Raw genomic sequence first — 15,028 nt, forward strand, 5'->3', positions numbered from 1 at the left:
CCATTTATAATAGCTATGATCGTAGGCGGTTAACGGCAAGATTACCATAGGAAACAAAGGTAAGACGCCAAAGGATGGGAACATCCTTTGGCAAGTGAGGGAGTTAGTCGAGCTTAACGCCTAAACGGTGAGCAACCGCTTCGTACGCTTCAATCAGGCCACCCAGGCTCTGACGGAAACGGTCTTTGTCCATTTTATCCAGGGTTTCTTTATCCCACAGGCGGCTACCGTCCGGTGAGAATTCATCGCCCAGCACCACTTCGCCTTTGAACAGACCGAACTCCAGCTTGAAGTCGACGAGGATCAGGCCCGCGTCATCAAACAGCTTTTTCAGCACGTCGTTGGCTTTGTAGGTCAGCTCTTTCATGCGCGCCAGGTTCTCCTGGTTCACCCAGCCGAAAGTTTCGCAGTAGGATTCGTTGACCATCGGGTCGTGCATGGCATCGTTTTTCAGGAACAGGTCGAACAGCGGTGGATTCAGTTCGATACCTTCTTCAATGCCGAGACGCTTCACCAGGGAGCCCGCCGCGCGGTTACGAATAACGCACTCAACCGGAACCATATCCAGTTTTTTCACCAGACATTCCGTATCGGACAGCAACGCTTCCATCTGGGTCGGGATACCCGCTTCGGCCAGTTTGGTCATAATGAAGTGGTTGAACTTGTTGTTCACCATGCCTTTACGATCGAACTGCTCAATGCGTGCGCCATCCCCTGCTGACGTATCATTGCGGAACTCGAGCACCAACAGATCCGGGTTTTCCGTGCTGTATACGGTCTTCGCTTTGCCACGATACAACTCAGCTTGCTTCTGCATCTTCATTACTCCTGGTGTGATGATTTGTGTTCAAAACTGGGGATATTATGCCACGCACACGTTTGCGTAGCACTAAAATAAAAAGGGCTGGATTCACCAGCCCTCGTATTTATTTGCTGAATGCTGCCTGGAAGACAGCGACCAGCGCATCGTTCTGCGACTGGGTCAGCGTGTGACCTTTTGGATCGATAAACTGCAGACTGCTGCGGTTATCGAGGTCGCCTACCTGAATCTTGTAGTCACCGGAGGCAAGCTGAGGATCTTTCGCGCCCAGTTCCTGCCATGCGCTGTCGGAGAGCGGCTTATACGTTGCCGTCATGCTGCCGGTCGAACGCGTGCTGTCGGTCACTTTCATGCCCACTTTTTCCAGCGTCGCTGGCAGACGCTGCCAGGTCTGATTAAACGGTGCACGCACCACCAGCATTGGCAGGCCGGTATCATCCGCACCGCTTTGTACATCGAAGGTCGCGCCGTTGCGGCTCTGCGCAGCGTTGGCGGCATCGGTAGCGGTCTTATCCAGACCCGCGGCAATCACGTTCAGCATTTCGGTGCTGTAACGCTGCAGGGACGCGGCATCCGCAACCGGTTTACCCGCCTGCTCCAGGTTCAACAGCTTAACGTTAACCGCCTGCTGGTAACCCTGTGGTTTTACGGAGACTTGATAGCGACCGCGGTACTGCTGGTCTTCATCCAGACGGTTCCATTCGACCCAGTCGGTGGTTAACGTCTGGCTGGCGTCATCGCGTTTATCGATGGTGTAGTTCTTCGACTGAATGACGCTGACAACCTGCGGCCACAGCGTGCTACCGCGCGCGCTCTCAACCATCAGAGACGCCGTATCACCGGTGAACTGGGTACGCGCCCCGCTGACCAGCGCCAGAGGCTGTGCTGGCGGACGAATATCAAGCGCTTTACCGACCAGGCCGCTGCCGTTGGTCACGGGAATATTATAATCGCCGTTCTGAATCGGCAGGATCATGCCAGCCGGTGCGTGAAGTTCAGCAAGCGGGGTCGCATCCAGATAGGATTCATCACCGCTCACCTGGCGCTTGTAGCGCGAATCTGAACTACAGGCAGCGAGCAGCATAACAAGCGAAACACTCGCAACCTTCGCCAGGCGCGACTTCTGTACTGAATAAGCCATCAAATCTCCCTAAACTCTACAGCAAACCGGCATGCTTCAGCGCCGCCCTGACGATATCACGACCGTGGTCGGTAATCGGTGTCATTGGCAGACGCAGCGTGTCGGATGCTACAAGTCCCAACTCCTTACATGCCCATTTCACTGGGATCGGATTGGGTTCGACAAATAATTTATTGTGCAGCGGCATCAGACGCTGATTAATGACGCGCGCTTCATCAAAGTGACCGGCTGCGGCCAGTTTGCACATTTCTGCCATATCGCGCGCCGCAACGTTTGCCGTTACGGAGATCACGCCATGACCACCGAGCTGCATAAAGTCCAGCGCGGTCGCATCATCACCGCTCAACAGGATAAAGTCGTCTGAAACCAGCTCTTTGATCTGATGAACGCGGCTTAAGTTCCCTGTCGCCTCTTTAATACCGATAATATTTTTTACTTCCGAGAGACGACCAACGGTTTCCGGCAGCATATCGCAACCGGTACGGGACGGCACATTATACAGAATTTGTGGCAAGTCAGTATGTTCAGCGATGGCTTTGAAGTGCTGGAACAAACCTTCCTGAGTAGGACGGTTGTAATAAGGGGTCACCGTCAGACAGCCAACGATGCCGCTGTCGTTAAAACGCTTGGTCAGGCTGATAGCTTCTGCGGTTGCATTAGCCCCTGTCCCCGCGATGACCGGAATACGTCCGTCCGCCAGTTCCAGGGTCAGCATCACCACATCGCCGTGCTCGTCGTGGCTCAGCGTTGCGGATTCACCGGTAGTCCCTACCGAAACGATCGCCGAGGTTCCGCTGGCGACATGGTAATCAATGAGCTTCTTCATGCTTGACCGGCAGACATTACCTTTTTCATCCATCGGTGTAACAAGCGCGACAATACTTCCCGTGAACATGAGCCATCCTCTGTGCGAACAAGAGCCTCAATGTTACGTTTGGAACTGTAATAAAAGCAAGCGACCTGAGGCTCTCAGGCGGTTGTATGCATGTTTTTTTTATGCTTTCCTTAGGAAGACTTAACCATGCAAAGGAAGAACAGGTTTGACAACCTCATCACAACATTACCTGGTTATCACTGCGCTGGGTGCCGACAGGCCGGGTATCGTGAACACCATCACCCGTCACGTAAGCAGCTGCGGCTGTAATATCGAAGACAGCCGTCTGGCGATGCTTGGCGAAGAGTTCACATTTATTATGTTGCTTTCCGGGACATGGAACGCCATTACGTTGATTGAATCGACCCTGCCGCTTAAAGGGGCCGAACTGGATTTGCTGATTGTCATGAAGCGCACCACCGCGCGTCCGCGTCCGGCACTGCCTTCTACCGTCTGGGTGCAGGTTGAAGTGCCTGATTCACCGCATCTGATTGAGCGTTTCACCGCGCTTTTTGACAGACACCAGATGAATATTGCCGAACTGGTTTCCCGCACGCAGACAAGCGATGACCAGGGTCTTCCGGTGCTGTTTATTCAAATTACCGCGCACAGCCCTGCCTCGCAGGATGCGTCAAATATCGAGCAAGCGTTCAAAGCCCTCTGTACAGAATTAAACGCGCAGGGCAGTATAAGCGTCGTCAATTATTCGCAGCACGAACAGGATGGAGTTGAGTAATGAACCCACTGAAAGCCGGTGACATCGCACCGAAATTTAGCTTACCGGATCAAGACGGCGAGCAAGTAAATTTGACCGACTTCCAGGGACAGCGTGTTCTGGTCTATTTCTACCCGAAAGCCATGACCCCCGGCTGCACCGTACAGGCCTGCGGCTTACGCGACAACATGGACGAGTTGAAAAAAGTCGGCGTGGAAGTGCTGGGTATCAGCACGGATAAACCAGAAAAGCTGTCACGATTTGCTGAAAAAGAGCTGCTGAACTTCACGCTGCTTTCTGATGAAGATCATCAGGTATGCGAGCAGTTCGGCGTCTGGGGCGAGAAGACGTTTATGGGTAAAACCTACGACGGCATTCACCGCATCAGCTTCCTGATTGACGCTGACGGTAAAGTTGAGCATGTGTTTGACGACTTCAAAACCAGCAACCACCACGACGTGGTGTTGAACTGGCTGAAAGCAAGCGCCTGAAAGTGAGTGTCGGGTGGCGGCTTCGCCTTACCCGACCTACAAGATAAATGCAAAACGGCAACCTGGTTGCCGTTTTTAGTGTTTTCCCCTCTCCCCGTGGGTGTACGGTCCGGGGTGAGGGCATCAGCCTGCACAAAAACTACTTCTCTTCCACCGCAGGTACATCCGGCCACGCGTGGACCACGGCTTTAATCAGCGTCGCCAGCGGAATCGCAAAGAACACGCCCCAGAATCCCCACAGCCCGCCGAAAATCACCACGGATAAGATAATCACCAGCGGATGCAGGTTCACCGCTTCGGAGAACAGCACCGGCACCAGCAGGTTACCGTCCAGCCCCTGAATAATCAGGTACACTGCAAAGCAGCTCCAGAACTCTGTCCCCAGCCCAAACTGGAACAGCGCGACCCCAACAACCGGAATGGTCACCACAAACGCGCCGATGTACGGAATCAGGACCGACAGCCCCACCAGCACCGCCAGCAGCAGCGAGTAGTTCAGGCCGAAAATCAGGAAGCCAATCCAGGTGGCGACCCCCACGACAATCATCTCCAGCACCTTGCCGCGAATATAGTTGGTGATCTGCTGGTTCATCTCTTCCCAGACCTGCCCTGCCAGCCCGCGGTTGCGCGGCAGAATACGGCGCACGGCGTTGAGCATCTGATCTTTATCTTTCACCAGGAAGAAGACCATCAAAGGCACGAGCACAAGGTAAACTGCCAGCGTCAGCAGCCCGACCAGCGAGGCCAGAGAGTACTTCACCACCGAATCGCCCATCGTCATGATGCGGGCGCGCATATTTTCGGCCATCGCGTCGATAATTCCCGCATCCATCAGGGCCGGGTAACGGCGCGGCAGCGTGGCGGCGAAATCAGAGAGCTTGTTCAGCATGCCGGGCATGTCGCGGATCAGGTTAATTCCCTGCTGCCAGGCAACCGGCATCACCACAAAGGCCATTAGCAGCAGGATGCCGACAAACAGCACCAGTACGATGCTGGTCGCCCAGCGACGGGAACAGCCGATGTGTTCCAGGCGAACCGTTGGCCACTCCAGCAGGTACGCCAGCACGATCGCCACCAGCAGGGGCGCGAGCAGGCCGCTGAAGAAGAACAGAATACCGAACCCGGCTACCAGAATAACCAACAAAGCAATGGCTTCCGGGTCGCTGAACCGACGCCGGTACCACTGCATTAACATTTCGAGCATACAACCCTTCCCTGAATCGAATGGCGGGAGTGAGACGGTGAATTGTATCTAACTGTCACAAAAAAGACTTTCGCTTTTTGTATCCCGATCGCAATCCGCAAAAGCCTGATGAATGGGATTTTCTTCATGCTGTAACACGGCTACACTCGCAGAGCAGCAGAGATGAACGTTATGCCGGTTCATCGGTCAAATTAGCACATCCAACATACAGGACAGTGGTTATGTTCAGGCAGTTGAGAAAAACACTGGTTGCAACACTGATTGCCGCGGTGACGGTCGGTCAGGTGTTGCCCGCTTTTGCTGACTCGTCCGATTCATTGCCGGACATGGGCACCACAGCAGGAAGCACGCTCTCTATTGGGCAAGAGATGCAAATGGGGGATTACTATGTTCGCCAGCTGCGCGGCAGTGCCCCGCTGATTAACGACCCTTTGCTGGTACAGTACATTAACGGGCTGGGGATGCGTCTGGTTTCACACGCCGACTCGGTAAAAACGCCCTTCCATTTCTATTTAATCAATAATGACGAAATCAACGCCTTCGCCTTCTTTGGCGGTAACGTGGTGCTGCATTCGGCGTTATTCCGTTATTCCGACAACGAAAGCCAGCTGGCCTCGGTAATGGCGCACGAAATTTCGCACGTCACCCAGCGTCACCTGGCGCGCGCCATGGAAGACCAGAAACGTAACGCCCCCCTCACCTGGGTGGGCGCGCTGGGATCTATTCTGCTGGCGATGGCCAGCCCGCAGGCCGGGATGGCAGCCCTGACCGGTACGCTGGCGGGAACGCGTCAGGGAATGATCAGCTTTACCCAGCAAAACGAACAGGAAGCGGATCGCATCGGGATTCAGGTGCTGCAGCGTTCGGGCTTTGACCCGCAGGCCATGCCGAGCTTCCTCGAAAAACTGCTCGATCAGGCGCGTTACTCTTCCCGTCCGCCGGAAATCCTGCTGACGCACCCATTACCTGAAAGCCGTTTGTCGGACGCGCGTAACCGTGCCAATCAGATGCGTCCGGTCGTGGTCCAGTCATCACAGGATTTCTACATGGCGAAGGTGAGAACCCTGGGGATGTACAACTCCGGGCGTAACCAGCTCACCAGCGATCTGCTGGATACCCTGGCGAAGGGCAACGTGCGTGAGAAAAACGCCGCGCAGTATGGTCAGGCGCTCCAGGCGATGGAAGCCAGCAAATACGACGAGGCGCGTAAAGCGCTGCAGCCGCTTCTGGCGGCCGACCCGAACAACCCGTGGTACCTCGATCTGTCGACGGATATCGATCTGGGCCAGAAGAAAACGGCCGATGCGATTAACCGTCTGAAAGGGGCGAAAGACGTCCGAACCAACCCGGTGCTGCAGCTTAACCTGGCGAACGCTTACTTACAGGCCGGTCAGCCTGGCGAAGCGGCAACCATTCTGAACCGCTATACCTTTAACAATAAAGACGATCAAAACGGCTGGGATCTGCTCGCTCAGGCGGAAGCCCAGCTCGGCAACCGCGATCAGGAGCTGGCGGCGCGTGCCGAAGGTTTTGCCCTGGTGGGCCGCCTCGATCAGGCGATTTCCGCGCTCAGCAGCGCCAGCTCGCAGGTCAAGCTAGGCAGCCTCCAGCAGGCCCGTTACGACGCGCGTATCGATCAGCTTCGCGGCCTGCAGCAGCGCTTTAAGCCGTACGAGAAGATGTAATAAAGGAGAATTCACGTCATGACAGACGCCGTAAAAATCTATCACAACCCTCGCTGCTCCAAGAGCCGCGATACCCTGAGCCTGCTAAAGTCTAACGGCGTGGAGCCGGAAGTGGTGCTGTACCTCGACACCCCACCTGACGCGCAAACCCTCCGCCAGCTGCTGCACATGCTGGGAATGGGCAGTGCAAGAGAGCTGATGCGCCAGAAAGAAGATCTGTATAAGTCGCTTAACCTGGATGACAGCCGCCTCACCGAGGCCGAGCTGATCCAGGCGATGGTTGAAAATCCAAAGCTGATTGAGCGCCCGATTGTGGTGGCGAACGGCCAGGCGCGCATTGGACGCCCGCCGGAAGACGTGCTCGAGATCCTCTAGTCCTGATGCCGCAGCGCTTCCAGAAAGGCCTGCGGCGTACTCTCTCCCAGCTTTTTCTGCGTTTTTCCCCGGTTGTAAAATTCGCACAGCTTAATCAACAGCTCGCCTGCCGACTCACTGTTCAGACGTGGGATGATTTCACATAGCGGCAGAGCAACCTGAACGGCACGGCATTGCCGTGGATGCGCAGTTACGGTGGTATTGCGCTCCTTTAGCTTCACCTCTAAACCAAAAGTCTCAACAGATTGAATATCCGCCGGACAGGCTTCCAGCGCGTCGTTCACCCAGTGGGCCAGCAGCTGCGGAGAAATGCCCGCGTACAGCCGGGCGTAGCACCAGCCGCTCACGGGTTCACGCGCCCAGAGCAGATGCTGTTCCCCGCCATCGTCCATATGCAGAGACAGAGGCTGATGATGTAACAGCAGTTTTTGCGGCACGATGCCTGCCTTCAGCGCCTTTTTCCCCTGCAACGTCGCGCCCTTCTGCTTTACCGAAGCCGGTTTAAGGTAGCGGTTCAGGGTCGCGCGGGAGACGGCAATTCCGAGTCCGCTATTGACCATCTGCAGCAGTTCGTCCAGCGGGGCGCCCGTGATATCCCGCAGGGCATTGACCAGCGCAACCTGCTCCTGTCTCAATGCTTTGTGTATCACTTTTGGCGTCGTGTGGTTATCCGAAACCTGCTCGCGGTTGCGCCAGCGCCTGACGGTAGTGACCGAAATACCCAGCTCCGTGGCCAGCTCCCTGTCGCTTTTATCTGACTGCTGAAGATAGCGACGGATGCGCGGCGTCGTGGTGGCATTAGCATGCAGTTTAATTTCCATCGCAGGATCCTCAGAACCAATCTTATGAGATTTATACTACACCAGCGATTGCTTTGTGACCGATTTCACCTTTCGCTCACCGCGCTTCACTGATAATCCCCAGACATAACACAAACAACACCCCTCAATCTTGTACGGAGTTCACAATGAACAATGTTCTGGGATTTCTTGAAGCAAAACTGATGCCGCTGGCGGCCAAAACGGCCCAGCAGCGTCATCTCGGGGCCATTCGCGGCGCCTACGTGTCATTCATGCCGTTTATCATCGTCGGCTCTATTCTGCTGGTGATCTCGTCGTTCCCTAATCAAGCCTATCAGCAGTTTATGTCTCAGGCCTTTGGTGAGAGCTGGAGCGCCATTATTGAAATCCCGTTCAACGCGGTGTTCTCCACCATGTCGCTGTTCATCAGCTTCCTGGTCGCCTTCCGCCTGGCGGAACACTACGGTGAGGATCGCATCTCCAGCGGCATCCTGGCGCTGGTCGCCTTTCTCATCCTGACGCCCTTTATCAAAGTGGCGGAAAACGGCGGAATTACCGTCATTCCGGTGGAGTGGATTGGCAGCAAAGGGCTGTTCGTGGCGATGATTGGTTCCCTGCTGTGGACGGAGCTGTTCTGCTGGCTCAAGCGCAAAAAACTGGTGATCAAAATGCCGGACGGCGTGCCTCCGGCGGTGCAGGAGTCGTTCGCCGCGCTGATCCCGGCCCTGCTGGTGATGATTCTGGTGCTGGGTATCCGCATCGTGTTTGAAAACACCCACTACAACACCATCCACCAGTTTATTTACGAAGTGGTTGCCACGCCGGTGCGCCACTACGGCACCTCTTACTTTGGCGCGCTGATGACGGTGTTCAGCATCACCATTCTGTGGTCAGTCGGCATTAACTCCGGCTCGATGATCAACGGCATCATTCGCCCGCTGTGGATGGAGAACCAGACCGACAACATCGCCGCGATTCAGGCAGGCACGACGCCGCCTCACATTATCACCGAACAGTTTTTTGACATGATCTGGATGGGCGGCGCGGGGGCCACGCTGTCGCTGGTGATTGCGATGCTGATTTTCGCCCGCAGCAAAAACATGCGTGAAGTGGCGCGACTCGGCGCCGGGGCGTCGGTGTTTAACATCAACGAACCGATCCTGTTTGGCCTGCCGGTGATCATGAACCCGATCATGCTCATCCCGTTCAACCTGGTGCCGCTGGTGCTGGTCACCGTGCAGTATGCGGCGATGAAGATTGGCGCGGTTGCCGTCACCACCGGGGTGTTTATTCCCTGGACGCTGCCGCCGGTCATCAGCGGTTTTATCGTCACCGGGCACCTGAGCGGCAGCGTGATGCAGCTTATCAACCTGCTGATTGGCGCGATGCTGTATCTGCCTTTCATGCGTATCGTGGACAAACAGTACCGCGCGGCGGAAATGGCCACCGTTACGCAAACCGACACCACCCTTGCAAAACAGGAGTAAAGCATGTGGGGAATTATCGCGACCTGGAGAATGGCGCTTGAAGGCGTCACGGAGTCTGCGTCCGCGCTGGCTGCGGGTAAACCGGTCTCCGCTGCGGTGGTGGATGCCGTCGCCGCCGTTGAAGACTTTCCGTTTTATAAATCCGTCGGCTACGGCGGGCTGCCCACCGAAAATGGCGAGGTGGAGCTGGACGCCGCCTACATGGACGGCGACACGCTGGCGTTTGGTGCCGTGGGCAACCTGGTGGATATCGCCAACCCGGTGCGGGTGGCGCATGCGTTAAGCCGTCAGCGCTACAACAGCCTGCTGGTCGGCCAGGGCGCGCGGGAATGGGCGCTGAGCCAGGGCTTTGCCGACAAAACCATGCTCACTGACCGCGCCATGCAGCACTACCGCAAGCGCTGCCGCGAAACGCTGGATAAGGGCTTAAGCCCTTACGACGGACATGACACCGTCGGCATTATCGGCCTCGATAAGCAGGGCTCGATGAGCGTCGCCACCTCCACCAGCGGCCTGTTCATGAAAAAGCGCGGTCGACTCGGGGATTCGCCCATTATTGGTTCCGGCTTTTACTGCGACAGTGAAACCGGCGCGGCCACCGCAACGGGCGTCGGTGAAGATCTGATGAAAGGCTGCACCAGCTACGAAATTGTCCGCCGCATGGCACAGGGTATGACGCCGCAGCAGGCGGCGGATTCGGTGGTGTTCGAACTGGAGGACAAGCTGATGTCGCGCTTTGGCCGCGCGGGCGATCTCTCCGTGGTGTGCATGAACAACAGGGGCGAATTCGGTGCCGCCACCAACATCAAAACCTTTTCGTTCGTGGTGGCGACGGCTCGCCAGCCCCTCACCGTTTTTCGTACCGAACGCCTGCGGGAGAAAACGCATTATCACGCGGTAGACGATGCGTGGATGCAGGCCTATGCCGCGCGGATCCGCGCGCCGATTGAGGAGTCATGATGATTACGTATCAGTTTATCACCGCACTTTCTGACGCGAAGCCGCAGAGCCATTTGATTGCCTCCGCCTCCTGTACGCATTTGCCCGAAACGGCGCTGGTCGCGGAAATGCGCGAGTCTGCCAGCATCGCAGACACCCGCTTTGGCTGCGCGCCTTTTGCCCGCATCACCCTGCTGCCGGATGCGCTCTGGCAGGACAGCCTGACCGAAGGATTACTGACGGCGCTGCGCCCGCTGCTGGCCTCGCCCGTCAGCCCGGAGCTGATACTGGACGTTACCGATATCGACGATGTGGTGCTGGCGCAGGTTCTGCGTTTTCTCTTTAATCAGGCGCACAGGCTGAGCGACCTGAAGCTGAAGCAAACGGATGAATCGGCGGTGCGACTTACGCACATCACCGCCCTCTGCCTGCCGGAACAGCAGGCAAAACTGGAGGGGATCTTCCGCCAGCAGCAGGCCATCGCCAACGGCATGGTCGCGGCGCGACGTCTGGCGGATATCCCGTCCGACCGATGCACGCCTCAGTTTGTGGTGGAAGAGGTGCAAAAACTGTGTGCCGCCTTCCCTGCCCTGAGATCTGAGGTGCTGGATGAAAAGCAGATCGTTGAGCAGGGTCTGGGGCTGCTGCACGCCGTCGGCAAAGGGGCGACCTGTCCGCCGCGCCTGCTGGCGATCCATTATGACGGCGTCAACGAAGGCCCGGTGCGCTGCTATGTGGGTAAAGGCATTACCTTTGATACCGGCGGCCTGTGGCTGAAGGAAGGCGCGGGCATGTACACCATGAAATACGACATGTGCGGTGCGGCTAACGTGCTGGGCCTGATGCTCACCGTCGCAGAGCTGGCGCTGCCCGTGCGCATCATGGGCGTGCTGGCGCTGGCGGAAAACGCCATCGGCCCGGACGCCATGCAGCCCGGCACGGTAGCAACGGCCTGCAACGGAACCACGGTTGAAATCAACAACACCGATGCCGAAGGCCGACTGGTGCTGGCGGACGCCATCGCCTGGGCCAGCCAGCGCCATCCGCAGGCGCGCTATATTATTGATATGGCGACCTTAACCGGTGCAGTCGTGAAGGCGCTGGGGTATGAGCTGAGTGGGCTGATGACGCAGGATGAACCGCTGCGCGCGGCGCTGACGGTGGCGGGTAAGCAGAGCGGCGATGAAGTGTGGTCCCTGCCGCTGGATGCGCGGCTGAAAAAGCAGACCGACAGCGCGATTGCCGACCTGTGCAACACGCCGACCAACAATGCGGCGATCAGCGCCTCGGCGGCGTGGCTACTGCATCACTTCTGCCCGCCAGATATTCCGTGGGCCCATCTGGACATTAGCGGTACGGCGCTGTGGCGAGAAAACGGACGGAGCGTAGCGTCGGGAAGACCGATTCCGCTTTTGGTTGAGCATCTGATGGGGGATCTTTAGCCGGGTGGCGGCTGCGCCTTACCCGGCCTACAAAGTGCGGCGGGTTTTCGTAGGCCCGGTAAGGCGCAGCCGCCACCGGGCAAAAAACTCAAAGCTTAAGAATATCTTTCACAAACGGAATGGTCAGCTTGCGCTGGGCGGTAATAGAGGCGCGATCGAGCTGATCGAGCGTGTCAAACAGCGTGCGCATTTCCCTGTCCAGGCGCTTCAGCAGGAAACGCCCCACGTCCTCCGGCAGCTCAAACCCGCGCTGCTTTGCGCGCAGCTGTAACGCCTGAAGCTTATCTTCATCCGACAGCGGCTGGAGCTTGTAGATTTGCCCCCAGTCCAGACGAGACGCCAGATCCGGCAGCCCCAGATTGAGCTGGCGAGGCGGACGATCGCCGGTGATCAGCAGCCGGGTTTTACCCGACTCCAGAATGCGGTTGTAGAGGTTAAAGATCGCCATTTCCCACGGCTCGTCACCCGCCACGCATTCGATATTATCGATGCAAACCAGCGAGAGATGTTCCATTCCCTCCAGCACCTCAGGCACGAACCAGGTACGTTTATCCAGCGGCACATAGCCTACCGCATCTCCGCGCGCCGAAAGCTCCGCGCAGGCGGCATGCAGCAGGTGGCTGCGCCCCGCGCCTTCGCGTGACCAGATATAGATGTATCCGCTGTGATCCTGGCGCAGCACGTTTTGCAGTGCAGCCAGTAAAGAGGGGTTATCACCCGGCCAGAAACTCGCGAAAGTTTCGTCGTCAGGGAGATAGAGTGGCAGAGAGAGCTGTGCCGGTCCGTTCAGAAATACCTCAACCAGAGATCCTACGTAAAATCGGAATGGAGTTTAACACGGAACCTGCAAGGAGAGAACCGGGCGATCCCTCGCCCGGTAATACGATCAGTGTGGCGCTTTTTCGCTGTCGTCCGCGTCGAGAATTTCTTCTTCCGGGCGGATGACCGAGATCAGCTTGAAGATCAGGCTCAGGCCCACGCCGACGATGGTCGCCAGCGCCATGCCCTTCAGCTCGGCCGCACCAATGTGCACCTTCGCGCCGCTCACGCCGATGATCAGGATAACGGAGGTCAGGATCAGGTTTTGCGCTTTGCTGTAATCCACTTTGGATTCAATCAGCACGCGAATACCGGAGGCACCGATCACGCCGTACAGCAGCAGAGAAACGCCGCCCATCACCGGTACAGGAATGATCTGAATCGCTGCCGCCAGCTTGCCGACGCAGGAGAGCAGAATAGCGATGATCGCCGCGCCGCCGATAACCCAGGTACTGTAGACGCGGGTAATCGCCATCACGCCGATGTTCTCGCCGTAGGTGGTGTTTGGCGTAGAGCCGAAGAAACCGGAGATGATGGTGGAGAAACCGTTCGCAAACATGGAGCGGTGCAGGCCCGGGTCGCGGATTAAATCGCGCTTAACGATGTTCGCCGTCACCACCAGGTGGCCGACGTGCTCCGCAATGACCACCAGCGCCGCAGGCAGAATGGTGAAAATAGCAAACCATTCAAAGCGCGGCGTATAGAAGGTCGGCAGGGCGAACCAGTGGGCCTGAGCAATCGGGGTGGTGTCCACCACGCCCATTGCGAAGGAGAGCGCATAGCCCGCCAGCACGCCGATCAGGATCGGGATAATCGCCATGAAGCCGCGGAACAGCACGGAGCCAAACACCGTTACGCCCAGCGTTACCAGCGAGATGATAATGGTTTTGGAATCCGGTGACTGACCGTCAGCAGGCAGCAGACCGGCCATATTCGCCGCGACGCCCGCCAGCTCAAGACCGATGACGGCAACGATTGCGCCCATCGCCGCAGGGGGGAACATCACGTCCAGCCAGCCGGTACCGGCTTTCTTCACAATGAAGGACACCACGCAGAACAGGACGCCACACATGATAAAGCCGCCCAGCGCGACTTCATAACCCAGCGGCAGCAGCAGTAACACTGGCGAGATAAAGGCGAAGCTCGACCCGAGATACGCCGGGATTTTGCCTTTACAGATAAAGAGGTACAGCAGCGTACCAATGCCGTTGAACAGCAGCACGGTGGCCGGGTTAATGTGGAACAGGATTGGCACCAGCACGGTTGCGCCAAACATGGCGAACAGGTGCTGCAAACTAAGCGGGATAGTCTGTAAAAGCGGCGGTCTTTCACTCACCCCGATAGCACGGCGCGTCATAGTGTTTTCCTCTGAGTAGTATTGTTGTATCCCCGTCATACTTCGCGTTGCATGTGCGTTGGCTGCACTCGTTCACCCCAGTCACTTACTTATGTAAGCTCCTGGGGATTCACTCGTTTGCCGCCTTCCTGCAACACGAATTATTTAGGGGATAAGTGTTTTATTCAAAAAAAAGCCGACTATCAAAGTCGGCTTATTTATCGTTATTCGATTATTTCGTACCAAAGATCTTATCGCCGGCATCGCCGAGCCCCGGGATGATGTATCCGTGCTCGTTCAGGCCCTGGTCGATAGAGGCGGTATACAGCTCAACGTCCGGGTGCGCTTTTTCCAGCGCCGCGATCCCTTCCGGAGCGGCAACCAGTACAAGCACCTTAATGCTGTTACAGCCCGCGTTTTTAAGCAGGTCGATGGTAGCGATCATAGAGCCACCGGTCGCGAGCATTGGGTCAACTACCAGCGCCATGCGCTCGTCGATGTTAGACACCAGCTTCTGGAAGTAAGGAACCGGCTCAAGGGTTTCTTCGTTACGGTAGATACCCACCACGCTAATACGCGCGCTTGGCACGTGCTCCAGCACGCCTTCCATCATACCGAGACCGGCACGCAGGATTGGCACCACGGTAATTTTCTTACCTTTGATCTGCTCAACCTGCACCGGGCCGTTCCAGCCTTCGATGGTGACTTTTTCTGTTTCCAGATCAGAGGTCGCTTCGTAGGTCAGCAGGCTGCCGACTTCAGATGCCAGTTCGCGAAAACGCTTCGTGCTGATGTCATGCTCACGCATCAGGCCCAACTTGTGTTTAACGAGTGGGTGTTTCACTTCCACAATCTTCATTCTCTTTCTCCTCTGAGGTGGCGTCCGCAAAAAAATCGCGG

Annotated in this window: 15 protein-coding genes; 7 read left to right on the forward strand and 8 right to left on the reverse strand. The window is 56.8% G+C overall.

All coding sequences use genetic code 11. The annotated features are described in order from the left end of the window. Positions 1 to 103: 103 nt before the first annotated feature. The 3 genes from purC to dapA form a co-directional block, all read right to left on the reverse strand. Positions 104 to 817, reverse strand: a complete 714-nt coding sequence (gene purC, locus P346_RS12310; RefSeq protein ID WP_032659350.1) for a phosphoribosylaminoimidazolesuccinocarboxamide synthase — start codon at positions 815 to 817, stop codon at positions 104 to 106. Between the two features lie 109 nt (positions 818 to 926). Beyond that, entirely contained in the window at positions 927 to 1,961 is a 1,035-nt protein-coding gene (bamC, locus tag P346_RS12305; protein ID WP_032659353.1) for an outer membrane protein assembly factor BamC, read from the reverse strand. Positions 1,962 to 1,977: 16 nt separating this feature from the next. Then, positions 1,978 to 2,856: a 4-hydroxy-tetrahydrodipicolinate synthase gene (dapA, locus tag P346_RS12300; protein WP_032659355.1), complete on the reverse strand. Its 879-nt coding sequence runs from the start codon at positions 2,854 to 2,856 to the stop codon at positions 1,978 to 1,980. 145 nt (positions 2,857 to 3,001) lie between these two features. Here dapA and P346_RS12295 point away from each other — a divergent pair, with 145 nt between their 5' ends. Both P346_RS12295 and bcp read left to right on the forward strand, forming a co-directional pair. Beyond that, on the forward strand, positions 3,002 to 3,571 hold the full coding sequence (locus P346_RS12295; RefSeq protein ID WP_032659358.1) for a glycine cleavage system transcriptional repressor: 570 nt from the start codon (positions 3,002 to 3,004) through the stop codon (positions 3,569 to 3,571). Continuing rightward, the gene (gene bcp, locus P346_RS12290; protein ID WP_032659360.1) at positions 3,571 to 4,041 is read left to right on the forward strand and encodes a thioredoxin-dependent thiol peroxidase; all 471 of its coding nucleotides are present in this window, start codon (positions 3,571 to 3,573) and stop codon (positions 4,039 to 4,041) included. The genes P346_RS12295 and bcp overlap by 1 nt, the downstream gene beginning before the upstream one ends. A 139-nt stretch (positions 4,042 to 4,180) precedes the next feature. Here bcp and P346_RS12285 read toward each other — a convergent pair whose 3' ends face one another. Beyond that, positions 4,181 to 5,245: an AI-2E family transporter gene (locus P346_RS12285; RefSeq protein ID WP_023308760.1), complete on the reverse strand. Its 1,065-nt coding sequence runs from the start codon at positions 5,243 to 5,245 to the stop codon at positions 4,181 to 4,183. 221 nt (positions 5,246 to 5,466) lie between these two features. On the opposite strand from P346_RS12285, the gene bepA reads away from it, so the two are divergent. Together bepA and arsC are read left to right on the forward strand one after the other, a co-directional pair. Beyond that, entirely contained in the window at positions 5,467 to 6,930 is a 1,464-nt protein-coding gene (gene bepA / locus P346_RS12280) for a beta-barrel assembly-enhancing protease (RefSeq protein ID WP_032659363.1), read from the forward strand. An 18-nt stretch (positions 6,931 to 6,948) separates the two neighbouring features. Beyond that, positions 6,949 to 7,305: an arsenate reductase (glutaredoxin) gene (arsC, locus tag P346_RS12275; protein ID WP_023308762.1), complete on the forward strand. Its 357-nt coding sequence runs from the start codon at positions 6,949 to 6,951 to the stop codon at positions 7,303 to 7,305. Here arsC and P346_RS12270 read toward each other — a convergent pair. Further along, entirely contained in the window at positions 7,302 to 8,126 is an 825-nt protein-coding gene (locus P346_RS12270; RefSeq protein ID WP_032659366.1) for a helix-turn-helix domain-containing protein, read from the reverse strand. The two genes, arsC and P346_RS12270, sit on opposite strands and share 4 nt — an antisense overlap. 146 nt (positions 8,127 to 8,272) lie before the next feature. Between P346_RS12270 and celB the strand changes: the two genes are divergently transcribed. Genes celB through P346_RS12255 form a run of 3 tightly spaced genes read left to right on the forward strand, consistent with a single transcriptional unit; the run spans position 8,273 to position 11,973 of the window. Further along, a complete protein-coding gene (gene celB / locus P346_RS12265) occupies positions 8,273 to 9,592 on the forward strand; it encodes a PTS cellobiose transporter subunit IIC (RefSeq protein ID WP_032659368.1) in 1,320 nt (439 codons plus the stop codon). A gap of 3 nt (positions 9,593 to 9,595) precedes the next feature. Continuing rightward, positions 9,596 to 10,552, forward strand: coding sequence for a N(4)-(beta-N-acetylglucosaminyl)-L-asparaginase (locus P346_RS12260; RefSeq protein WP_032659369.1), 957 nt, complete (start codon positions 9,596 to 9,598; stop codon positions 10,550 to 10,552). Continuing rightward, the gene (locus P346_RS12255; protein ID WP_032659371.1) at positions 10,552 to 11,973 is read left to right on the forward strand and encodes a leucyl aminopeptidase family protein; all 1,422 of its coding nucleotides are present in this window, start codon (positions 10,552 to 10,554) and stop codon (positions 11,971 to 11,973) included. Before P346_RS12260 ends, P346_RS12255 begins: the two co-directional genes overlap by 1 nt. A gap of 88 nt (positions 11,974 to 12,061) precedes the next feature. On the opposite strand, the gene P346_RS12250 is transcribed toward P346_RS12255, so the two are convergent. The 3 genes from P346_RS12250 to upp all read right to left on the reverse strand — a co-directional run bounded on the left by P346_RS12250 (position 12,062) and on the right by upp (position 14,987). Then, positions 12,062 to 12,763, reverse strand: a complete 702-nt coding sequence (locus P346_RS12250) for a DnaA inactivator Hda (protein WP_211438414.1) — start codon at positions 12,761 to 12,763, stop codon at positions 12,062 to 12,064. A gap of 96 nt (positions 12,764 to 12,859) precedes the next feature. Further along, positions 12,860 to 14,149 carry a uracil permease gene (uraA, locus tag P346_RS12245; RefSeq protein ID WP_029739962.1) on the reverse strand — a complete coding sequence of 430 codons (1,290 nt, stop codon included), beginning with the start codon at positions 14,147 to 14,149 and terminating at the stop codon, positions 12,860 to 12,862. Positions 14,150 to 14,360: 211 nt separating this feature from the next. After that, positions 14,361 to 14,987: a uracil phosphoribosyltransferase gene (gene upp / locus P346_RS12240; RefSeq protein ID WP_023308769.1), complete on the reverse strand. Its 627-nt coding sequence runs from the start codon at positions 14,985 to 14,987 to the stop codon at positions 14,361 to 14,363. Positions 14,988 to 15,028 lie beyond the last annotated feature (41 nt).

Origin of the sequence: Enterobacter sp. DC1 (assembly GCF_000568075.1) — a bacterium.
Taxonomy (GTDB): Bacteria; Pseudomonadota; Gammaproteobacteria; order Enterobacterales; family Enterobacteriaceae; genus Enterobacter; species Enterobacter asburiae.